Genomic DNA, 22,857 nt, shown 5'->3' with positions numbered 1-22,857 from the left:
CTATTGTCGCCAGCAAACTGTTATGGACTTTTTCGGGTCTTATGGGTATGCCTTACTTTGTTCCAAATGAGTTTAACAGAAGAACATTTGAGTTGATTTTAACATAAAGCATAGCTTTATGTCTTGCGCTCGGACAAACATAATTAATGTTTGTTTATTCCTCGCTCATGTAACTAGCTTTACAACTAAATCAAGTTTCTTTGATCTTTTATGAATCAAATGATGCTTCAATACAACTGCTTGGGTGTTGTATAGTCAAGCCTCACGAGCAATTAGTATTGGTCAGCTTCATGCGTCACCGCACTTCCACATCCAACCTATCAACGTCGTAGTCTTCAACGGCTCTTTAGAGGACATAAAGTCCTAGGGAAATCTTATCTTGAGGTAGGCTTCCCGCTTAGATGCTTTCAGCGGTTATCCCTTCCGAACATAGCTACCCGGCGATGCGACTGGCGTCACAACCGGTACACCAGAGGTTCGTCCACTCTGGTCCTCTCGTACTAGGAGCAGATCCTCTCAAATTTCCAACGCCCACGGTAGATAGGGACCGAACTGTCTCACGACGTTCTAAACCCAGCTCGCGTACCTCTTTAAATGGCGAACAGCCATACCCTTGGGACCTGCTTCAGCCCCAGGATGAGATGAGCCGACATCGAGGTGCCAAACACCGCCGTCGATATGAACTCTTGGGCGGTATCAGCCTGTTATCCCCAGAGTACCTTTTATCCGTTGAGCGATGGCCCTTCCATACAGAACCACCGGATCACTAAGACCTACTTTCGTACCTGCTCGACTTGTGGGTCTCGCAGTTAAGCGCGCTTTTGCCTTTATACTCTACGCGTGATTTCCGACCACGCTGAGCGCACCTTCGTACTCCTCCGTTACTCTTTAGGAGGAGACCGCCCCAGTCAAACTACCCACCAGACATGGTCCTCGTCCCGGATAACGGGACAGAGTTAGAACCTCAATATTACCAGGGTGGTATTTCAAGGATGGCTCCATAGCAACTGGCGTCGCTACTTCTAAGCCTCCCACCTATCCTACACAAGTAAGATCAAAGTTCAATGTCAAGCTGCAGTAAAGGTTCACGGGGTCTTTCCGTCTAGCCGCGGGTACACCGCATCTTCACGGCGATTTCGATTTCACTGAGCCTCTGCTGGAGACAGCGCCCCCATCATTATGCCATTCGTGCAGGTCGGAACTTACCCGACAAGGAATTTCGCTACCTTAGGACCGTTATAGTTACGGCCGCCGTTTACTGGGGCTTCGATCAAGAGCTTCGCTTACGCTAACCCCATCAATTAACCTTCCAGCACCGGGCAGGCATCACACCCTATACGTCCACTTTCGTGTTTGCAGAGTGCTATGTTTTTAATAAACAGTTGCAGGGGCCTGGTTTCTGTGGCTGCCAATAGCTCAAGGAGCAAGTCCTATCACCGTCAGCAGCGTACCTTCTCCCGAAGTTACGGTACCATTTTGCCTAGTTCCTTCAGCAGAGTTCTCTCAAGCGCTTTGGTCTACTCGACCTGACCACCTGTGTCGGTTTCGGGTACGATTCCTGTGTAACTGAAGCTTAGAGACTTTTCCTGGAAGCATAGTATCAGCCACTTCACGAGTAAACTCGCTTGCTATCAGTTCTCAGCATAGAGCACCCCGGATTTGCCTAAGATGCATGCCTACAACCTTTCACCTGGACAACCAACGCCAGGCTGACTTAACTTTCTCCGTCCTCTCATCGCATTACACAGAAGTATTGGAATATTAACCAATTTCCCATCGACTACGCCTCTCGGCCTCGCCTTAGGGGTCGACTCACCCAGCCCCGATTAACGTTGGACTGGAACCCTTGGTCTTTCAGCGAACGGGTTTTTCACCCGTTTTGTCGTTACTCACGTCAGCATTCGCACTTCTGATACCTCCAGCATGCTTCTCAACACACCTTCATCGGCTTACAGAACGCTCCCCTACCACGTATACAATGTATACATCCGCAGCTTCGGCATATAGTTTTAGCCCCGTTACATCTTCCGCGCAGGCCGACTCGACTAGTGAGCTATTACGCTTTCTTTAAAGGGTGGCTGCTTCTAAGCCAACCTCCTAGCTGTCTATGCCTTCCCACATCGTTTCCCACTTAACTATAATTTTGGGGCCTTAGCTGGCGGTCTGGATTGTTTTCCTCTTGACTACGGACGTTAGCACCCGCAGTCTGTCTCCCGGATAGTACTCATAGGTATTCGGAGTTTGCATCGGTTTGGTAAGTCGGGATGACCCCCTAGCCGAAACAGTGCTCTACCCCCTATGGTATTCGTCCGAGGCGCTACCTAAATAGCTTTCGGGGAGAACCAGCTATCACCGAGTTTGATTAGCCTTTCACCCCTATCCACAAGTCATCCCCTGGCTTTTCAACGACAGTGGGTTCGGTCCTCCAGTTAGTGTTACCCAACCTTCAACCTGCTCATGGATAGATCACCCGGTTTCGGGTCTATACCCAGCAACTAAACGCCCTATTAAGACTCGATTTCTCTACGGCTCCCCTATACGGTTAACCTTGCTACTGAATATAAGTCGCTGACCCATTATACAAAAGGTACGCAGTCACCGAACAAGTCGGCTCCCACTGCTTGTATGCATGCGGTTTCAGGATCTATTTCACTCCCCTCACAGGGGTTCTTTTCGCCTTTCCCTCACGGTACTGGTTCACTATCGGTCAGTCAGGAGTATTTAGCCTTGGAGGATGGTCCCCCCATATTCAGACAAGGTTTCACGTGCCTCGCCCTACTCGTCATCATTATATGTGCACTTTCGTGTACGGGACTATCACCCTCTACGGTAGCACTTCCCAGAGCTTTCCGCTAATACACATATAACTTAATGGGCTGATCCCCGTTCGCTCGCCGCTACTGAGGGAATCTCAATTGATTTCTTTTCCTAAGGGTACTGAGATGTTTCACTTCCCCTCGTTCGCCTCGCATGACTATGTATTCATCATGCGATACCTACCTTATGGTAAGTGGGTTTCCCCATTCAGAAATCTCCGGATCACAGGATATTTGCCGCCTCCCCGAAGCTTATCGCAGGCTATTACGTCTTTCATCGCCTCTGACTGCCAAGGCATCCACCACATGCACTTAATTACTTGACTATACAACCCCAAACAGTCGTTAATCCCTACAAGGAGGATCAACAATGTGGATTTAACCACTTCTATTTGTTGCCTGTGAACTTAATCACTGTACAGCTTCAATTTAATTCATATACCAAAACGCTTGATTCAGTTTTATCGCTAGTTCTCATTTCATTCCGCTTTAACAATTGCTTGTTAAGCTTCATAAAACGAGTTAAACAATTATTTCAACTCAAATATATTCTGTTAATGATTCTCTACCGCCTCGTCAGCGAGTAGTTCACTGTGATAAATCACAGAAGTTAATAAACTCTATAAACTTCAGTTCATTAATTTCTATAATCAATCTTTTTTTAATCAGGTAACTGCGTAGTAGTGGTGGAGACTAGGAGAGTCGAACTCCTGACCTCCTGCGTGCAAAGCAGGCGCTCTACCAACTAAGCTAAGTCCCCAGCTTAAGATCTTAATATATCTGCTCTTCTGTGTTCAGTAGACTTGGTGGGTCTGACAAGACTTGAACTTGTGACCCCACGCTTATCAAGCGTGTGCTCTAACCAACTGAGCTACAGACCCTCAGATACATCAATGAAGAACAACTTGTTGTGGATTCTTACCAATCGTCAATCTTTCGTTAAGGAGGTGATCCAGCCGCAGGTTCCCCTACGGCTACCTTGTTACGACTTCACCCCAGTCATCGGCCACACCGTGGTAAGCGTCCTCCTTACGGTTAGACTACCTACTTCTGGTGCAACAAACTCCCATGGTGTGACGGGCGGTGTGTACAAGGCCCGGGAACGTATTCACCGCGGCATTCTGATCCGCGATTACTAGCGATTCCGACTTCATGGAGTCGAGTTGCAGACTCCAATCCGGACTACGATCGGCTTTTTGAGATTAGCATCCTATCGCTAGGTAGCAACCCTTTGTACCGACCATTGTAGCACGTGTGTAGCCCTGGTCGTAAGGGCCATGATGACTTGACGTCGTCCCCGCCTTCCTCCAGTTTGTCACTGGCAGTATCCTTAAAGTTCCCATCCGAAATGCTGGCAAGTAAGGAAAAGGGTTGCGCTCGTTGCGGGACTTAACCCAACATCTCACGACACGAGCTGACGACAGCCATGCAGCACCTGTATGTAAGTTCCCGAAGGCACCAATCCATCTCTGGAAAGTTCTTACTATGTCAAGACCAGGTAAGGTTCTTCGCGTTGCATCGAATTAAACCACATGCTCCACCGCTTGTGCGGGCCCCCGTCAATTCATTTGAGTTTTAGTCTTGCGACCGTACTCCCCAGGCGGTCTACTTATCGCGTTAGCTGCGCCACTAAAGTCTCAAAGACCCCAACGGCTAGTAGACATCGTTTACGGCATGGACTACCAGGGTATCTAATCCTGTTTGCTCCCCATGCTTTCGTACCTCAGCGTCAGTATTAGGCCAGATGGCTGCCTTCGCCATCGGTATTCCTCCAGATCTCTACGCATTTCACCGCTACACCTGGAATTCTACCATCCTCTCCCATACTCTAGCTCCCAGTATCGAATGCAATTCCCAAGTTAAGCTCGGGGATTTCACATCCGACTTAAAAAGCCGCCTACGCACGCTTTACGCCCAGTAAATCCGATTAACGCTCGCACCCTCTGTATTACCGCGGCTGCTGGCACAGAGTTAGCCGGTGCTTATTCTGCGAGTAACGTCCACTCATCTTGGGTATTAACCAAAAGAGCCTCCTCCTCGCTTAAAGTGCTTTACAACCATAAGGCCTTCTTCACACACGCGGCATGGCTGGATCAGGGTTCCCCCCATTGTCCAATATTCCCCACTGCTGCCTCCCGTAGGAGTCTGGGCCGTGTCTCAGTCCCAGTGTGGCGGATCATCCTCTCAGACCCGCTACAGATCGTCGCCTTGGTAGGCCTTTACCCCACCAACTAGCTAATCCGACTTAGGCTCATCTATTAACGCAAGGTCACAAGTGATCCCCTGCTTTCCCCCGTAGGGCGTATGCGGTATTAGCATCCCTTTCGAGATGTTGTCCCCCATTAATAGGCAGATTCCTAAGTATTACTCACCCGTCCGCCGCTAGGTCAATTACCGAAGCAATCTCCCCCGCTCGACTTGCATGTGTTAAGCCTGCCGCCAGCGTTCAATCTGAGCCATGATCAAACTCTTCAGTTAAAATCATTAGTGACTTAAGGTCACAATTCTGGCTCATCAATTACTGACAAATTCTCTCAAATAAACTTCGAGTAATTTAAACCAATCAATCAATGATAATATTTCGATCAATCAATCAGTAAAAATCCACACAAGTTGTTCTTCATATTCTCTTAATGATCAATTTACCACTTCGTCAGTGACAAATAAGACGCAATAAACATTCAACAACTTAACCCTCTAAGCTAAGTTTGTTTGCTGTATCGCGTCGGGATGAGCTCATTATAGGGCAATTTCTTACACAAGCAAGTGCTTTTAACTGATTGTTTTATTGAGTGTTGTATTTTTATGCACTATTTTGGTTCATTTTTAGACTTATTGTGGCGTAAGCTTTTAATAATAAAGCAGAAATATGACCAAAATATTTCTGCTTTATTTTTTAATTATTTTTTGACATTGCTCTTTATGGTTTGAATACTGATGATTTTTACAGCTTGTTTAGGTACATCTTGATACATCCCGACTGTTGCTGTAGGGGTTTGCACAATTTTATCTACGATATCGAGTCCTTGAGTAACTTTACCAAACACAGCGTAACCTGGGTTACCTACAGACTTATTTAAAAAGTCGTTATTTGCAACGTTAATAAAGAATTGGCTGGTTGCTGAATTTGGTGCATTGGTTCTCGCCATTGCTAAAGTACCACGAAGATTCTTTAGACCATTACTCGATTCATTTTGAATTGGCGCCTGCGTTACTTTCTCTTTCATATTACTATCGAAGCCACCGCCTTGGATCATAAAGCCAGGAATAACGCGATGGAAAATGGTGCCATTATAGAATTGACTATTTACATAGCTCTTAAAATTCTTGACCGAAATTGGAGCTTGATCATCATATAGTTCAATATTGATGTTGCCCAAGTTGGTTTTGATTTGCATATCTGTATTGGCAAATACAGGTTGCATAAGAATGCCCAAAGCAACACCCATACCAATTTTCTTAATCATTGTCTTTTTTCCTTAAATTGATTTGATAAGTTTGCGCTTATATTAGTGTGCTTTTATATGATTGAAAAATGACATTTCACCACCTTTACCAATACTCTACATTTATCTGTAGAGATAAAGTTGAAGTTCGAATTGTTTAAATGGTCTAAGCATCTTTATATTGTGTATCTTTATATATAGTCAGCTTAGCTAGCTTATGTATTTTGCTTCTTACCTAGCTTGATTGTTTTTTGATCAACAACTATTGTTTCACGTGAAACAATAGTTGTTGATACTCAATATGCGATCGGCTTTATTGTTTATCCCAAAATTTACGAAACTCTTTACTCATTTCAATGACGTATTTTTTGGCTTTTCGTGATACTGGCGTTAGGTTGATAAAACCGTGAGTTTGATCTTCATAATCATGGTAATGAACTTTGACACCATTTTGTCTGAGTTTGTAGGCGTAAATTTTACCTTCATCATGCAATACATCATGCCCTGCTGTGATCACAAAGGCTGGTGCAAGTTTCTTGAGAGGACCATTGGTTGGTGAAATGATTGGATCATCCAAGGCAACATTAAAACGTGTGACGTAATAGTCTGTCACATAATCAATATCAGAACCTGTTAAAACCAAACCATCTTTATAAGCAAAGAAGGACGGATGTCGACTCTTAAAATCAACTGCAGGATAAATTAAAAATTGAGCTTGTGGTGCATATACTGAATTTACTGTTCGTTGTGCCACGACTGCACTAATATTGCCACCTGCACTATCTCCACCAACCGCAATTCGACTTTTTAGGATTTTAAATTGACGGCGATTTTGATATACCCAAGCCAGAGCATCTTCACATGACTGGATCAATTCGCGAGGTCCAACTTCTGGAGCGAGTGGATATTCAATACTTAAAACTTGAACTTTTGCATGTGCTGCAATTAATCGACACACTTCATCATGGGTATCAACACTCCCCACGACAAAACCACCGCCATGGTAAAAAACAAGCATTGGTAATTTTTTATTTGGTGCGGGATGATAATGGCGCGCATAAACACTACCACTTTGTAATGGTAAACGAATATCTTCTACAAACTGAACATGGGTAGGTTTATTGATAATAGATTGCATTTGTGATTCAAACTGCTTTCTAGAGCGTTCTACATTTGCACCAATAAAGCCTATTTTACCTTGCTTGAGTTGAGCAGCCATTAAACATTTGGTAAAGCTGTCCAATTGAGGGAATTGGTAAGGATATCCCAATAACTTGCTTAAAGACTCTTGTGCAAATGTCGGTAAACGATCTACAGCACGCCCCGCTGAACCTTGCCCCTTTTCGACTAACTCATGAATATTACGTTGAAAAGCAACCATTATGTTTCTTCCTTAAATGTCCAAATTCTTCATATTTTCTACATGATCAGGAATTGACTGACTATAATCTTATACAAGTCTCGTCATCGATATACAAATATAAATTTTAAATACGCTAATCTGACTAAAATGACTTGTCATTGACTATTTTGCTATATCTCAGTTTTTTTTTGCTATTTTGATTGTTACACGGAGACAACTTATGGCTATCAAAGCATTATTTGTTTCGCTCATAACATCTATTATTGCTGTGGGTTGTGTTGCATTTCCCGATGAAGGTTATGACACACGCGGTTATGGACAACCGATTTATCGTGATTATGGCTATACTCCACGCTATGATTCAAGATATGACCGCAATAATGACCGTCAGCGTTGGGAACGTGAGCGTGCCTATCGTATACAGCAAATGCGGATTGAACAAGAACGGCGCCAAGCTCAGCATGATCGACAACGTTGGCAATATGAACAAGCAAAACGTGATCAAATGAGAAAACAGCATTGGGAACAACGTCGACAAGAGTGGAATAACAAATCTAATCATGATCGTCGCTGGGACAATAGAGCTGACCCAAAACAATGGCAACAGCATGACCGCCAAAATCAACGTGATAAAAAACGTGATGATCGTCGAGGGCGTGACAACAATAAAGACTAAGGGTTCAAACTACACCTCAATGCTATTGTCAATTTAGCAAATGCAATGAAGCTTTGAAAAACAAAAATCAAGGTTTTACAAGACCATTTGCCAAATGATCAGATTTATATTCTGATTTGAAATTTTGTCATTTAAGTCATTGTGATTTCATTCATTTCAGGCAATGATTTGGCTAATGTCAAATGATACTTTCACTCAAATTATGACCATGGAAATGGATGAATTGAGTGGAATATTTGATTGTGTAATAAATCATATCCTGAATTAAATTCTTGATAAAAAGTCCAGTTTGGTTGGACATGAATAATATTGATCATGGAAAGGAAAAAAATAATGAAATGGTCTCATGCCCTCATTGTTGCTACAGGTCTTTTGGCTACTGTCTCTACTACTCAAGCAAAACAAGTCATGTGTGTGTTTGATTTGGTTGGTAAAAATGGCGACGTTTTTACATTAATGAAAGATTATCAACTTGCAGCGAAAAACTGGGGTGCAGATCTTGAATTAAAAGTAAATTCTAATGAAGCCGTCATTGCTGAAGATTTTAAAGCTGGTAAATGTGATGCTGTCAGTATTACGGGAATGCGTGGTCGTCAATTTAATAGCTTTACAGGCTCTTTAGATGCCATAGGTGCGATTCCTGACCTTAATCTTGCGGTAAAAATCATGCAAGGACTTGCTAGTCCAAATTTTGCCAAATACATGACCAATGGAAAGTATGAAGTGGTCGGGGTAATTCCTGTTGGTGATGCTTTCCTCATGGTCAATGACCGTAACATCAATACTGTTGCCAAAGCAGCAGGGAAAAAAATTGCAGTTCTTGACTATGACCAAGCCCAAAAGATTATGGTTCAACAAATTGGTGCTCAAGCTGTAAGCGCCGATGTAACCAATTTTGGGAGTAAGTTTAACAATGGGCAGGTTGATATTATTGGTGCACCTGCCGCTGTATTTAAACCACTAGAGTTACATAAAGGTCTAGGCAGTAAAGGTGCGATTGTTAATTATCCACTTTTACAAGTGACTGGAAATATTATTATTCGCCCTGATAAATTCCCAGCTGGTTATGGTCAAAAGTCTCGTGATTGGATTAAAACTCAGCTTCCTCGCGCCAACAGTATTATTGGTAAGATGAAGGCAGATATTCCTGCTAAATACTGGATGCAGGTGCCTGAAGGCGATAAACCAGGGTATCAAAAGTTAATGCGTGAGTCGCGTATCAGCTTAACCAAACAAGGTGTTTACAATAAGCAAATGATGAAAATTCTTTGGCAATTCCGTTGTAAAAATGACCCTAAAAACTTTGAGTGTGCCCTACAAGATGAGAACTATAAATAAATCTAGATTAAATCCGATAAATTTAGTCTGAATTTACTTTAAAGTTCACTCACTGACCATATATTGAGTATGTTATACTGAATATATGGTCTTTTTGTTTAAGCCATTCGAAATATGAGGAACAATATCATGACCGCCCAAGCACTTGAGCTGACCGACAATGCTGCAAATAAAGTTCGCCAACTTCGTGATAGCGAAGGTAATCAAGATTTGATGTTACGTGTCTATGTAACGGGTGGCGGCTGTTCTGGTTTTTCTTATGGATTTAATTTTGCTGAAAGCATGAACGAAGATGACGCAGAATTTATCAACGGCGATGTAAAAATGTTAGTTGACTCGTTGAGTTACCAATATCTTGTTGGCTCAAAAGTAGATTATGTTGAAGGTCTAGAAGGCTCTCGCTTTATTGTTGAAAATCCAAATGCAACAACCACATGTGGCTGTGGTTCATCATTCTCCATTTAATTCAAAGCATATTTTGAATCAAATCATGCCCTCTTCTTGTGAGGGCATTTTTATGGTTAGAACATCAATATTAAATCGTTTCTAAAATATACTGACTCAATGCTTTGGCATTTTGAACAGGAATCCAATGTGTTGCATCCATAATAATTTCTCTATAAGGTGCAGCAATATAACGATGATTCAATTCGACACTTTTTGCACTTACTGCTGAATCATGTTTGCCCCAAATAAACAAAGTTGGAACGCGAATCGGTTGAGTAAGATGGCGGTTTGAACTAAATGGAAGTCCTCGATACCAATTTAATGCATAGCTTAAACGTTGTTCAGCCACCATGTCCTGTTGAAAATCTTCAAGTTGTTTCGTAGTCATTCCAGAATCTTTTAATAGACCTAAGCCAAATTTTGGGACTTTTTCAAACAACAGCTCGGGAATCTTCGGCAGTTGAAATAATCCAATATAATATGATTTTAATAGTTGATTACTGCTCAGCATTGCTCGCATAAATGCGGCTTTATGTGGAACTGAAACCGTAATGAGATGTTTAATTTTTTCAGGATAATGCTGGGCAACCTCCCAAGCCACGACAGCACCCCAGTCATGTCCGACCAAATATACAGGTTGCTGGATCATTTCTAATAAAGCATTTACATCTGCTACCAACTCTGCACTTCGATAGTCCCGACGATTTTCTGGTTGCGCCCCAAGACTATATCCACGCTGATTAATAGCAAAAGTTCGATAGCCTTGTTCATTTAAGATCTCAGCGGTTTCAGTCCAACTTTTATTGGTTTCAGGAAAACCATGTAATAACACAAAAATCTGTCCATCTAAAGGACCTGAATCAATCACATCAAAGGTTAAACCTTCTCTTTGAAAAGACTCAATACGTTGTTTTTCTATTGCTAAGCTCATGCGCATCTCAAATTTTATTTTTACTGATCTTGAAAGTTTACTCACGATTTTTTAACAGCAGTACAGGACATTCTTGACGCTAAACAGGTCGATGATTGTTCGACAAAAATTCTGTTCTTAGGGTTTTACTACAGATAAATGATGCTTAAATTTATCGGCTAGTTTTTGAAACATTGTCATAGACCTATATTTTTTCATCTAAATCTCATATCAGTAAGGTGAGACGCGCACCTTACTGATGATAAACCTTAAACAGCAGTAATCGTTCCCAAAACACGATAACCTTTTGCACCCGTCACTGCAGGTAAATTTCCACTCAACTGCTGATCAAAACGCATTGCTAACCACGCAAAAGCCGTTGCTTCGACCCATGTTGGTGCTAAGCCCAAGGCAGAAGTCGATTGCACAGACCAATTATGTTTACGCAGACGCCAACGAAGTTGTTCTAACAAATGGGAGTTATATGCACCACCACCACAAACATAGACTTCACCAGTATCTAAAGGTGAACGATAGATGGCTTTTTTGATTGCACGCGTGGTCAGTTTCATTAATGTCGCTTGGACATTTTCAGGCGTATCTTCTAATTCATCATATTCTAAATCATTACGCCAATCGGAAATTTGCTCATCCAACCACTCTAAATTGAAGTCTTCACGACCTGTACTTTTAGGGGGTTCTTTGGAAAAATATTCATGTGACTGCAAACGATCCAACAAGGAACGAATCGGTTGACCATAAGCTGCCCAATTGCCATTTTCATCATAAGGTTGCCCAGTATAACGATGACACCATGCATCCATGAGAATATTGGCAGGTCCTGTATCGAACCCATAAACACCTTGTTCATTCCCCGCAGGCAACATACTGACATTGGCGATTCCACCTAGGTTGAGAATCACACGATGAATCGTTGCATGTTGGAACAATGCCTGATGAAATGCAGGAACCAATGGTGCACCTTGCCCACCTGCTGCCATATCTCGACGTCTAAAATCTGAAATTACAGGAATCTGGGTAATCTCTGTAATGATATTCGGATCGCCAATTTGTAAGGTAAAGCCATGTTCTGGACGATGTCGAATTGTCTGCCCATGTGAGCCAATAGCTTTGATCTGGCTTCTATCTAAGTTATTTTCTTGTATTAGTTGATTAATACCATTTCCAATCATGGTTGCAAGCGCCACATCTGCCTTACCCATTCGATCAATTTCATTATCATCGGGTAAAGTCAAAGCCATCAATTCATCCCTTAAATCAGGATCAAAAGCGACGGTAAGTGTGGCATGAACATGTAAAGGATCAAATGAAGCTGCAACAAAATCGACGCCGTCCATGCTGGTTCCAGTCATTACGCCAATATAGATTGTTGTCATGAGATATTCTTCGCCTGCATTATGCTGAAAAAATGTTAGTATATCGCACAAATAGTCTAACTGAAGTATTTGGGTTTTTGTAATGTCAAATTTCCTGCCGGCTGAAGAACAACTTGCCCTCATTCGCCGAGGCACTCATGAAATTATTTCTGAAGAAGATCTTCTGAAGAAACTGAAAGAAAATCGTCCTTTAAAAATTAAAGCAGGATTTGATCCAACTGCACCAGATTTACATTTGGGTCATACAGTTTTAATTAATAAGTTAAAAGCTTTTCAAGATCTTGGACATGATGTCACGTTCTTGATTGGTGACTATACTGCGATGATTGGTGATCCAACAGGTAAAAGTGCAACTCGCCCACCACTTTCACGTGAGCAAGTTTTAGAGAATGCAAAAACTTACCAAGAACAAGTATTTAAAATTCTTGATCCAAATAAAACCAAAGTTCGTTTTAACTCTGAATGGTTTGCAACAAAAACTGCTGCTGATTTGATTCAATTGGCTTCACAGCAGACCGTTGCACGTATGTTAGAGCGTGATGACTTTACAAAACGCTATAACAGTCACCAACCGATCGCCATTCATGAATTCTTGTACCCATTGGTACAAGGGTATGATTCGATCGCACTTGAAGCTGATGTAGAGCTGGGTGGAACAGACCAAACATTTAACCTCCTTATGGGTCGTACCTTACAAGGGCGTTATGATCAAGAGGCTCAAGTGTGTATCACTGTGCCTATTCTTGAAGGTTTAGATGGCGTCAACAAGATGTCTAAATCCTTGGGCAACTATATTGGTGTCTTTGATGCGCCAGGTGCAATGTACCAAAAAGTACTGTCTATGCCTGATAGCTTGATTGAACGCTATTTTGAGTTACTTAGCTTTAAGTCTATGGATGAGATTGAAGTTCTTCTCAAAGAAATGGCAGATGGGCGCAATCCTCAAGAAATCAAGAAAATTCTTGCACTTGAATTGGTTGAACGATTCCATGGTGCAGAAGCTGCTGAACATGCCCACAAAGGTGCAGGTAACTTAATTACTGAAGGGGAATTACCTGAAGGTACACCAGAGGTAACCATTTCACGTGGCGAGTACGGTGGAGAAATTTCGATTGTTTCCATTTTACGCGCGGCGGGTTTAACTAAAAATTCAGCTCAATCTAAAGATGCTGTTTCACGTGGAGCAGTTAAAGTAGATTGGCAAGTTGTCGATGCTAGTTTTACAGTGAAAGAAAATGTGACTCTAGTGATTCAAGCCAGTAAGAAAGCCATTGCCAAAGTGACTTTCATTGACTAATTACAGTTAAAATTGCTTTGAAAAGCCATCAATATTGATGGCTTTTTTGTCTCCAGCAACTTTTATTCTCCTGCTAGCGAACACTCAAAATTGGTACGATCCACAGTACAACGTGCCCTTTTTAATACAGACATCATTACAGGATCGTAAATCCCTCTTTTGGTCAGTTCTATGCGTCCATCACGTAACAATTTCTGATAACGAAGTGCATCGTCTTTGCTCACATTTAATTTATATTTTGCAGGAATTTCAGCTTCCATTTTTTCTATTTTTTTAAAAGAACTGTTCAATTGTTTAACTGACCATTCTCGAGACTTCATGCCGAAACCATCAGGAAATTGATCGGACTTAATAATTAAGTCAGCCGTCACATTGACTACGGGATAAGTAAACATTGCCCCATTCGCCCCTATACCCTTATAAATTTCTAACGGCTTGTAAGCATAAGCTGGTGAAGCAATGGCATCTACTTCACCATCATTAAATCTTTTAACAAAATTAAAAATATCAGAAGGCACACCAATCGCCCCAACCCGTTCAACAGCAATCTTTTGTGCAATATCGTAATGCAGATAAGCAAATTTTTTCCCTTTACCCTTTTCTAGGGTATTGATTGAACGATCACGAACAAAAATATAGGCGATCCCAATAGGTGTGATCGCGACCAATTCATATTTAATGCCATTTTTTTCAGATACCAATCGCTTGGCATTGCGTTTATCCAAAGCATAATTAATCGCTTTTTTGGCAATTTCATTGTTGGGAATTCCACCTAAAGCATCAATTGAACCCCCAAATTTATTGTACTCACGTGAGCGCATAGTGGTCATGGCAGCAGCATCACACTTATTGGTCTTAAAGTTTTTATCCACCATTTCTTCTGACTGATATACCGTTAAATTGACGTCTGCACCCCATGCTTTTGCTGCCAAAGCCCATTCTTCCATCAATTTATAAGACTCACCTGCCTTTCCCAACAAATCGAAGACACAAACATTTTGCTTGGCTTGTGCCCAAGGTGACAGAAAAATAGAAACAATAAGAAGTAAATATCTAGCCTTATTCATCATCTAAACTTCCATATTTATTTACAGATAAATTGCAATTTATGTAAACAATTCAGTCCACAATAAATTGCTTTAATACACATTTAATAAATAATAATGTGATACATACTACACAAAATTTAAGCATTTTTATCATTTTTTGATCGGAAAGTTAGCAATAGCATTAGCTTTAAAATAAAACGAATTAAAATTCAATTATTAATATCAAATATATAAAATTTTAATATTGTTAAAATATACTAAAAAATTAACATTCCGCTGTTGTAATCCAAGCAACATGAAGAAGTATGCTGTCAGATTCACTTCTCTTTTTATGATTTGTCACCCTAAAACCAATTTGTTTTCGGTTTTATTCAATACATTTTTTGAACTCTGGGATTTATCCTTTAATATATCGCATCCAATAGGCAACAGTCAGCTTCTTATGATTCAGTTAGATCAACTTTCAATTCGTCGCGGTGGACGCATTTTATTTCAAAAAGCGTCAATGCAACTTCATCCTGGTTGGAAAATTGGTTTAACGGGTGTCAATGGTGCAGGTAAATCCACCCTCTTCTCAGCATTACTCGGTGGTATTGAATCTGATAGTGGCAGTCTGACTCGCCCAAATATTTGGACTGTTGCCCATATGGCTCAAGAGATCAAAGCGCTCGATATGAAAGCCATCGATTTTGTGTTGTCTGGCGATGAAGAATATTGGCAAATTCAAGATCAATTAAATCATCCAGAAAACCTAAGTAATGATGAGCTCGCACACCTATATAGCCGTTTTGAAGAAATTCACGGTTATACAGCATCTTCTAAAGCATCACAATTGATGGCTGGACTAGGCTTTTTTGAGCATCAATCTGAACTTTTAGTGTCGAGCTTTTCAGGTGGATGGCGTATGCGCTTAAATTTAGCGCGTACATTGATGAGTCGTTCAGATTTACTTTTACTCGATGAACCAACCAACCATTTAGATTTAGATGCAATTCTTTGGTTAGAAGATTGGTTAAAAGCATATGAAGGCACCCTGATTTTAATTTCACATGACCGAGATTTCTTAGATGCTATTACGGATCATATTTTACATATTGAAAATCAGATCTTGACCTTATATACAGGCAATTACTCTACTTTTGAAACTACGCGTGCGGAACGCTTAGCACAACAGCAGCAAGCTTTCGAAAAGCAACAAGAAGCCAAAGCACATCTACAAAAATTTATTGATCGTTTTAAAGCCAAAGCCACCAAAGCGCGACAAGCTCAAAGCCGGATTAAACAACTGGAACGAATGCAGGAACTCGCACCAGCGCATGTCGATAATCCATTTACGTTTAGTTTCCGAGAACCCAGCAAAATGAGTTCTCCGCTACTTACATTGGAACATGCAGATATTGGTTATGGTGATAAACTAATTGTGACCAATGTTAATTTACAGATCACGCCTACCAGCCGTATCGGTTTATTAGGTATGAACGGTGCGGGTAAATCGACGCTAATTAAATCTCTGGTAGGTGATTTAGCGCTAATACAAGGCGTCCGCAAAGATTCTGAATTATTAAATATTGGATATTTTGCACAGCATCAAATGGATGCTTTAGATGGCAATGCAAGTCCAATGCTGCAACTTGCACGAATCGCAGACCCAAAAATTAGCGAAGCCACCTTACGCTCATTTTTAGGCAGCTTTGGATTCAGTGGCGAACGTATGGACACTCCTAGTGAAAGTTTCTCAGGTGGTGAACGTGCCCGTCTGGCGTTAGCACTCATTGTTTGGTTACGTCCCAATGTGCTCATCCTTGATGAACCAACCAACCATTTAGATTTAGATATGCGTCATGCTTTAACTATGGCGCTACAAGATTTTGAAGGTGCTGTGGTTCTGGTTTCACACGAACGTCAATTAATTGCGTCAGTATGTGATGAACTGATCTTGGTTCATGCAGGTCAAAGCAAAGAATTTGACGGTGATTTACAAGATTATGCAGCATGGTTACGTCAAGCACGTATTGATATGATGAAAAATGGTCAAAAACCAAGTGCCCCTATTCAGTCTCAAGTCGTTGAAAAAACCAGCATCTCTAAAGTCGACAAGGAAGCTCAACGGAAAGAAGCCGCACGCCAACGTGAACTGAGCCGCCCGATTCGCAAGAATATAGAGAAAATTGAAAGCCAAATTGGCAAAATTCAGCCTAGACTTGTTGAAATTGAGGAATCTTTAGCAGATTCAGCACTTTATGAAGCAAATCGTAAAGATGATTTGCTCAAATTAATGAATGAACAAACTGAACTCAAAACAAAGCTAGAACAAGCTGAAGAGCAAATGCTAGAGTTAATGATGGAACTTGAAACATTAGAAAGTTCTTTCGAATAATGCTTTTTGAATCAGCTAGAGGTGGAGGCATCCACCTCTAGTCTTATTTACAAAAATACAAATAAATCAATAACTTAAAATAAAATTTTAATCATGCAATAAACCTTTGATGAAATCCTTCATGGTTCACTGCAACATCGCCCAATCTGATTCCTTTTTATTCCCACGACAATTCTTTTTTGATTTTCAACGATCAAAGCCATTTTTAATGTGTTCTTGATGCACATTTAACATAACTGATGCTTCTGATCAGATCTGATCAATTTTTAATATGGAAAATACGCAGTCCATTTTGGAATAATTTTTTAAGTCAAAGCCTCTACAATCTCTCAAAAAGATACATAACTTTTATTTATAATTTAAAAAACAAGCGTGGAACATATTAGAATTACTACAAAATTAAGAAATAGAGTGTTTTCCTGATAATCTTGTTCAAATTTAAGCGTTTCTGATCAAACAATTGTGGATAACTAAGATTTAATTACTGTTTGTTGAAAAATTTTCACAGTCCATTTTTTAAGATTTTTATGGTATTTGAGCATTAAAGTTTTTACTTTCTGTAGTCAAAATTCGTTCGAAATCCAAAATTACCCACAGACTTATCAACAACATTTTGATCAAGAATCAGTCACAATTCAAGTATAAAATTTGTCCATTCGTCGCTTTTTTAATGTCTATCTGATTTTTAAAAAAGTTAAATTGAGTAAAAAATAGTGAAAATTACACAATCTTGTTACATACAAACAATTTGTAATAAAAGCAGTACCACTTACTTAAAAATTTGATTTAGTTATGAAAATGAATGATATGTAATAAAATGAACCAACTAGTTCACAATAATTATCAAAAAAATAAAAATAAATGGAGTAAATACTCTATTTTTTTCAAACAAAGCTGATTAATATTGCGCTTAAGGAAAGTTCCTCAAGATGAACAAATAGATCAGGACGAAAATATGAAAAAAATTGCATTCGCTATTGCCGCTACTTCTTTACTTGGAGTGAGCTCAGCATCTCAAGCTGCTATTGATGTTTGTGTATTCGACTTATTGGGTAAATCTGGTGAATCGTTCCAGATGGCTCAAGAATGGGCATTGACAGCAAAAAGTTGGGGTGCAGATATTAATCTTATCCCTAAACAAGATGAAGCTGTTGCTGATAACGATTTTAAAGCGGGTAAATGTGATGGCGTGTTTATGACCGCAATGCGCGCACGTCAATATAATAAATTTGTAGGTTCAATCGATTCAATTGGTGGTGTACCAAGTAATGCGATTGCACAAAAAGCCATTACTTTTGCTTTAGATGCACGTAATGCAGCAAAAATGACCACAACCCTAGGTGGTAAAAAATACGAAGTTGCAGGGATCGCACCATTAGGTTCAGCATTTATTTTCGTACGTGATAAAAACATCAACTCAATCGAAAAAGCTGCTGGTAAAAAGTTTGCGGTATTGAGCTACGATAATGCACAAAAAATCTTGGTACAGCGCGTAGGTGCACAAGCAGTGCCATCAGATATCACTAACTTTGTTGCTAAATTCAACAATGGTCAAGTTGATATGGTTGGTGCGCCTGCATATGCTTATAAACCACTTGAAATTCAAAAAGGTCTAGGTGCAAATGGGGCGATGTTTAACTTCCCAGTTCTACAAGTAACTGCTGACTTTGTCATTCGCCCAGAGAAATTCCCAGCTGGTTTTGGTCAAAAATCTCGCGATTATTTTGTGAAAAACTTGCCAAAAAGCTTTGCAATGATCAATCGTTTAGAAGCAACCATTCCAGCAAAATACAAGATGAATTTAACGGCTGAAGATAAACTTAAATATCAAAAGTTAATGCGTGACGGTCGTTTAGAACTGACTAAACAAGGTATTTATGATGCAGGTATGATGTCAGTACTGAAAAAAGCACGCTGTTCAGTAGATAAAGCCAACTTTGAATGTACCCTTGGCGGTGAATAATACAGTTGAGTATTTCAACATTTGCAATAAAAAACCAGTTTTCATAAACTGGTTTTTTATTGCTCTCTTTTTAAATTTAGAATCATATATTTAAATTATTAATCACAAAAAAGGGAACAAACCAAAGTTTATTCCCTTTTTTTGCACTGTATTTCTTCAATTAAGCATCAATATCAGCATTGAGTGCATTTTCTTCAATGAAAGCACGACGTGGTTCTACGTCATCACCCATCAAACACGCAAACATACGATCTGCTTCAATTGCATCATCAATCGTCACTTGAAGCATATTACGGTTTTCAGGATCCATTGTGGTTTCCCAAAGCTGCTCCGCATTCATTTCACCCAAACCTTTATAGCGTTGGATCATCATGCCGCGACGAGAGTCACTTAAGATGTGTTGCCACACTTGGTGGAAGGTTGAAACGTTGATTTTACGCTCACCTTTTTGCAAATAAGCGCCATCTTCCAACAAACTGAACCAGCTCTTAGAATTTTGCAATAAACGTTTATATTCACTCGATGCCAATAAACCTGCATCTAATAAATAGCTATGCGGTAAGTTATGTACATATACGGTAATACGTGGGAAATAAACTGTCGTTTTAGTTCCGTCAGCATTGTCTTTATCGAATGCCTCTAAACTCAACTCAGGACGAAGGCTTGGTTGAGCTGAACCAATAGCAGATTGAAGCTTTTCCGCCCATTGCTGTACATAATTTTGATCATGATTTTGATCAAGTTTATAAGCATCTAAACTTAACAAACCATCCAGCAAAGTTGCTGGATAACGTAGCGTTAAACGATTCAAGCTTTTTTGTGAAGTTTGATAATCTGAGATCACTTTTTCCAGTGCCACACCACGAATAGCAGGTGCATCTGCACTCACGTGCAACTCTAACTCATCAATTGCATTGGAAATCAGATAAGTTTCAAGCGCTTCATCATCTTTGATGTATTGCTCTTGTTTACCTTTCTTCAACTTATACAATGGAGGCTGCGCAATGTAGATATAACCACGTTCTACAAGCTCAGGCATTTGACGGAAGAAGAAAGTCAGCAGCAAGGTACGAATATGTGAACCATCCACGTCCGCATCGGTCATGATAATGATTTTATGATAGCGTAATTTGTCTGGATTATATTCTTCACGCCCAATACCACATCCCAGTGCAGTAATCAGCGTTCCCACTTCTTGAGATGAAATCATCTTGTCGAATCGAGCACGCTCGACATTGAGAATTTTACCCTTTAATGGAAGAATGGCTTGCATCTTACGATTACGTCCCTGCTTTGCAGAACCGCCCGCAGAGTCACCCTCGACCAAGTATAATTCAGAAAGTGCTGGATCTTTTTCTTGGCAATCTGCCAATTTACCTGGTAAACCCGCAATATCAAGCGCACTTTTACGACGCGTCATTTCACGTGCTTTACGCGCCGCATCACGCGCACGTGCAGCATCAATAATTTTTCCTGCAATCGATTTGGCTGCTTGAGGATTCTCCAACAAGTATTCAGAGAAAGCCTTGTTCATTGCCTGTTCTACCGCAGGTTTTACTTCACTTGATACCAATTTTTCCTTGGTTTGTGATGAAAACTTAGGGTCAGGCACTTTCACTGAAACGATTGCTGTTAAGCCCTCACGCGCATCATCACCAGTTACGGCAACTTTCTCTTTTTTGAGTAAGTTTTCATTTTCCATGTAGCTGTTTAAGCCACGTGTTAATGCTGCACGGAAACCAGCCAAATGCGTTCCACCATCTTTTTGTGGAATGTTATTGGTGAAACAACGCACATTTTCCTGATAAGTATCGTTCCACTGTAATGCGACTTCAACACCAATTCCATTTTCAGCTTGCGTAGTAAAATGGAAGATTTCATTCAGATGCGTTTTACCTTGATTGATGTATTTTACAAATTCAGATAAACCACCTTCAAAATCGAAGATATGCTCTAAAGCGACACGTTCGTCACGAAGAACAATACGTACACCAGCATTTAAGAATGACAGCTCACGTAAACGACGTGCCAAAATATCCACATTAAAAATCGTTTGACTGAAGGTTTCTGCACTTGGCCAGAAACGCACAGTGGTTCCTGTTGTTTCAATATCACCGATCACTTTCAAGGGATATACAGGATCACCATGTTTGTATTCTTGTTGGTGAATATGCCCAGCACGGTGGATCGTTAATTCAAGTTTGCTCGATAGTGCATTTACGACAGAAACACCTACACCATGCAAACCACCTGATACTTTATAGCTGTTATCATCAAACTTACCGCCAGCGTGTAGAATGGTCAGAATTACTTCTGCCGCAGAAACACCTTCCTCTGGATGAATATCAGTAGGAATACCACGCCCATTATCTGCAACACTGACAGATTCATCTTCATGAATCGTCACTAAAATTTCATCACAGTGACCTGCTAAGGCTTCATCAATCGCATTATCGACGACTTCGAAAACCATATGGTGTAAACCTGAACCATCATCAGTATCACCAATATACATACCTGGACGTTTACGAACTGCATCTAGACCACGTAATACTTTGATACTAGAGGAATCATAAGCCTTTTCATTGGTTTGTTCTGTCTGAGAAGCGATTTGATCTTCTGAACTCATGGTTTCTCCCTAGTGAAAAATAGGTCTTTCCAAAATTGGTTAAAATCTAAAATCATGTTGCAACAACACTTACCTGACCTTGATCCACCTGAAATAACTGGTAGGAAATAGACAAATCATGCAAATGTTTTTTTACTGATTCATGGTCTAGTGTGGTAATAAAAACTTGACTACCAAGTTGGCTCAATCGCTCAATTAAACGTTGTTGTGCACTTAAATCTAATTCTGCTGTTACATCATCTAATAATACCACAGTTTCCTTATTACAGGCATGTAACATGGCAATTTGTGAGAGTTTTAACGCCATTATGAGTAACTTTTTTTGCCCTCTGGACAGTACCACATCAGCATCCCCCATTGAGGTTTTTAGTCGGATGTCGGCACGGTGCGGACCGTATTCAGTATAGCGACGATCAACATCTTTTTGATGATATTGAATGAGGTCATTGGCTAAGCCATGTTCCACATGGAACCCTGCGTTATACTCCATATCAATACTTAAATCTGGGAGTAATTGCGCCAAATCTTCTTGTAAATATTGTTTCCAGCGATCAACTATTTCGACGCGCTGAGAATGCAACATTTCACCATAATCACTGAGCATTTTGTTCCACGGTTCCAAATCTTGCAAAGACAGGTTGCGTTGCGATTTCAGCAACGTATTGCGTTGTTTCAAAGCTCGCGAATAATATTGCCATGCATGATAAAAATCTGGTTCCACGTGAAACATCAACCAATCAAGCAATTGTCGCCGTGGCTTTGCGCCATGGTCAATAATATCGGTACTTAAAGGATCAATCAGTTGCAAAGGTAGAATTTTGGCAAGCTGCCCTTGTGTTGCCACAGTATCGCCATTGACTTTAATCAGTTGCTCACCACTCTGTAGTTTCTGCATACCGATTTTTTCAGTCATAGATTGCGCAAAGACAATCGCATCAGCTTGATTGTTTTGAATGTAATTTTTAGGAATATGGGTTCGAAAGGAACGTCCCGTTGCCAATAGATGAATGGCTTCTAAAATCGAGGTTTTTCCAGATCCATTTTGTCCATAAAAAACATTAAACGGTTGCAACTCTTGGAGAGCAACCGTCTTAAGATTTCGAACACGTTGTATATTTAAACGCGTAATATGCATAACAAATGATTTAA

Annotated in this window: 13 protein-coding genes, 2 tRNA genes and 2 rRNA genes; 6 read left to right on the top strand and 11 right to left on the bottom strand. The window is 40.4% G+C overall.

What is annotated here, in order from left to right; genetic code table 11:
- Positions 1 to 251: 251 nt before the first annotated feature.
- From ACINWC743_RS06015 to ACINWC743_RS05990, 6 genes are all read right to left on the bottom strand, one after another.
- Positions 252 to 3,142: ribosomal RNA gene (locus ACINWC743_RS06015) — 23S ribosomal RNA — on the bottom strand.
- A 358-nt stretch (positions 3,143 to 3,500) separates the two neighbouring features.
- Positions 3,501 to 3,576 (bottom strand) — tRNA-Ala (locus tag ACINWC743_RS06010).
- A gap of 44 nt (positions 3,577 to 3,620) precedes the next feature.
- Positions 3,621 to 3,697 (bottom strand) — tRNA-Ile (locus tag ACINWC743_RS06005).
- Positions 3,698 to 3,756: 59 nt separating this feature from the next.
- Positions 3,757 to 5,294 (bottom strand): 16S ribosomal RNA (locus tag ACINWC743_RS06000).
- The 16S and 23S rRNA genes sit together here with 2 tRNA genes alongside, the layout of an rRNA operon.
- 422 nt (positions 5,295 to 5,716) lie before the next feature.
- On the bottom strand, positions 5,717 to 6,283 hold the full coding sequence (locus ACINWC743_RS05995) for a peptidylprolyl isomerase (RefSeq protein WP_009584762.1): 567 nt from the start codon (positions 6,281 to 6,283) through the stop codon (positions 5,717 to 5,719).
- Positions 6,284 to 6,575: 292 nt separating this feature from the next.
- Positions 6,576 to 7,643 carry an alpha/beta hydrolase gene (locus ACINWC743_RS05990; RefSeq protein ID WP_009584750.1) on the bottom strand — a complete coding sequence of 356 codons (1,068 nt, stop codon included), beginning with the start codon at positions 7,641 to 7,643 and terminating at the stop codon, positions 6,576 to 6,578.
- A 202-nt stretch (positions 7,644 to 7,845) separates the two neighbouring features.
- Here ACINWC743_RS05990 and ACINWC743_RS05985 point away from each other — a divergent pair, with 202 nt between their 5' ends.
- The 3 genes from ACINWC743_RS05985 to erpA all read left to right on the top strand — a co-directional run bounded on the left by ACINWC743_RS05985 (position 7,846) and on the right by erpA (position 10,104).
- Positions 7,846 to 8,301: a hypothetical protein gene (locus ACINWC743_RS05985; RefSeq protein ID WP_009584738.1), complete on the top strand. Its 456-nt coding sequence runs from the start codon at positions 7,846 to 7,848 to the stop codon at positions 8,299 to 8,301.
- A gap of 333 nt (positions 8,302 to 8,634) precedes the next feature.
- A complete protein-coding gene (locus tag ACINWC743_RS05980; protein ID WP_009584755.1) occupies positions 8,635 to 9,639 on the top strand; it encodes a putative solute-binding protein in 1,005 nt (334 codons plus the stop codon).
- A gap of 129 nt (positions 9,640 to 9,768) precedes the next feature.
- On the top strand, positions 9,769 to 10,104 hold the full coding sequence (gene erpA / locus ACINWC743_RS05975; RefSeq protein ID WP_004823963.1) for an iron-sulfur cluster insertion protein ErpA: 336 nt from the start codon (positions 9,769 to 9,771) through the stop codon (positions 10,102 to 10,104).
- Between the two features lie 70 nt (positions 10,105 to 10,174).
- Here erpA and ACINWC743_RS05970 read toward each other — a convergent pair whose 3' ends face one another.
- Together ACINWC743_RS05970 and ACINWC743_RS05965 are read right to left on the bottom strand one after the other, a co-directional pair.
- Positions 10,175 to 11,017 carry an alpha/beta fold hydrolase gene (locus ACINWC743_RS05970; protein WP_009584725.1) on the bottom strand — a complete coding sequence of 281 codons (843 nt, stop codon included), beginning with the start codon at positions 11,015 to 11,017 and terminating at the stop codon, positions 10,175 to 10,177.
- 248 nt (positions 11,018 to 11,265) lie between these two features.
- Positions 11,266 to 12,393, bottom strand: a complete 1,128-nt coding sequence (locus ACINWC743_RS05965; protein ID WP_010591402.1) for an anhydro-N-acetylmuramic acid kinase — start codon at positions 12,391 to 12,393, stop codon at positions 11,266 to 11,268.
- Between the two features lie 82 nt (positions 12,394 to 12,475).
- Between ACINWC743_RS05965 and tyrS the strand changes: the two genes are divergently transcribed.
- Entirely contained in the window at positions 12,476 to 13,690 is a 1,215-nt protein-coding gene (gene tyrS / locus ACINWC743_RS05960; RefSeq protein ID WP_004823969.1) for a tyrosine--tRNA ligase, read from the top strand.
- 62 nt (positions 13,691 to 13,752) lie between these two features.
- On the opposite strand, the gene ACINWC743_RS05955 is transcribed toward tyrS, so the two are convergent.
- Positions 13,753 to 14,757, bottom strand: a complete 1,005-nt coding sequence (locus ACINWC743_RS05955) for a putative solute-binding protein (RefSeq protein WP_035300451.1) — start codon at positions 14,755 to 14,757, stop codon at positions 13,753 to 13,755.
- A 424-nt stretch (positions 14,758 to 15,181) separates the two neighbouring features.
- Between ACINWC743_RS05955 and ACINWC743_RS05950 the strand changes: the two genes are divergently transcribed.
- Positions 15,182 to 17,116 carry an ATP-binding cassette domain-containing protein gene (locus ACINWC743_RS05950; protein ID WP_009584734.1) on the top strand — a complete coding sequence of 645 codons (1,935 nt, stop codon included), beginning with the start codon at positions 15,182 to 15,184 and terminating at the stop codon, positions 17,114 to 17,116.
- A gap of 955 nt (positions 17,117 to 18,071) precedes the next feature.
- Positions 18,072 to 19,079 carry a putative solute-binding protein gene (locus ACINWC743_RS05945; protein ID WP_004823975.1) on the top strand — a complete coding sequence of 336 codons (1,008 nt, stop codon included), beginning with the start codon at positions 18,072 to 18,074 and terminating at the stop codon, positions 19,077 to 19,079.
- Positions 19,080 to 19,239: 160 nt separating this feature from the next.
- Here ACINWC743_RS05945 and gyrB read toward each other — a convergent pair whose 3' ends face one another.
- Both gyrB and recF read right to left on the bottom strand, forming a co-directional pair.
- Positions 19,240 to 21,708: a DNA topoisomerase (ATP-hydrolyzing) subunit B gene (gene gyrB / locus ACINWC743_RS05940; protein WP_009584742.1), complete on the bottom strand. Its 2,469-nt coding sequence runs from the start codon at positions 21,706 to 21,708 to the stop codon at positions 19,240 to 19,242.
- Between the two features lie 52 nt (positions 21,709 to 21,760).
- Positions 21,761 to 22,843 (bottom strand): DNA replication/repair protein RecF, encoded by a 1,083-nt coding sequence (recF, locus tag ACINWC743_RS05935; protein ID WP_004823978.1) that lies wholly within the window; start codon positions 22,841 to 22,843, stop codon positions 21,761 to 21,763.
- Between the last annotated feature and the right edge of the window lie 14 nt (positions 22,844 to 22,857).

This window comes from Acinetobacter sp. WC-743, assembly GCF_000335555.1.
Classification (GTDB): domain Bacteria; phylum Pseudomonadota; class Gammaproteobacteria; order Pseudomonadales; family Moraxellaceae; genus Acinetobacter; species Acinetobacter bereziniae.
Note: the sequence above shows the minus strand (reverse complement) of the source record. Positions and strands in the feature narration are given on the sequence as shown.

What these genes read in the sequence shown, in the direction of transcription:
- ACINWC743_RS05995 (WP_009584762.1), bottom strand. Translation starts at nt 6,283, where the DNA reads ATGATTAAGAAAATTGGTATGGGTGTTGCTTTGGGCATTCTTATGCAA.
- recF (WP_004823978.1), bottom strand. Translation starts at nt 22,843, where the DNA reads ATGCATATTACGCGTTTAAATATACAACGTGTTCGAAATCTTAAGACG.
- ACINWC743_RS05945 (WP_004823975.1), top strand. Translation starts at nt 18,072, where the DNA reads ATGAAAAAAATTGCATTCGCTATTGCCGCTACTTCTTTACTTGGAGTG.
- ACINWC743_RS05970 (WP_009584725.1), bottom strand. Translation starts at nt 11,017, where the DNA reads ATGAGCTTAGCAATAGAAAAACAACGTATTGAGTCTTTTCAAAGAGAA.
- erpA (WP_004823963.1), top strand. Translation starts at nt 9,769, where the DNA reads ATGACCGCCCAAGCACTTGAGCTGACCGACAATGCTGCAAATAAAGTT.
- tyrS (WP_004823969.1), top strand. Translation starts at nt 12,476, where the DNA reads ATGTCAAATTTCCTGCCGGCTGAAGAACAACTTGCCCTCATTCGCCGA.
- ACINWC743_RS05990 (WP_009584750.1), bottom strand. Translation starts at nt 7,643, where the DNA reads ATGGTTGCTTTTCAACGTAATATTCATGAGTTAGTCGAAAAGGGGCAA.
- gyrB (WP_009584742.1), bottom strand. Translation starts at nt 21,708, where the DNA reads ATGAGTTCAGAAGATCAAATCGCTTCTCAGACAGAACAAACCAATGAA.
- ACINWC743_RS05950 (WP_009584734.1), top strand. Translation starts at nt 15,182, where the DNA reads ATGATTCAGTTAGATCAACTTTCAATTCGTCGCGGTGGACGCATTTTA.
- ACINWC743_RS05980 (WP_009584755.1), top strand. Translation starts at nt 8,635, where the DNA reads ATGAAATGGTCTCATGCCCTCATTGTTGCTACAGGTCTTTTGGCTACT.
- ACINWC743_RS05965 (WP_010591402.1), bottom strand. Translation starts at nt 12,393, where the DNA reads ATGACAACAATCTATATTGGCGTAATGACTGGAACCAGCATGGACGGC.
- ACINWC743_RS05985 (WP_009584738.1), top strand. Translation starts at nt 7,846, where the DNA reads ATGGCTATCAAAGCATTATTTGTTTCGCTCATAACATCTATTATTGCT.
- ACINWC743_RS05955 (WP_035300451.1), bottom strand. Translation starts at nt 14,757, where the DNA reads ATGAATAAGGCTAGATATTTACTTCTTATTGTTTCTATTTTTCTGTCA.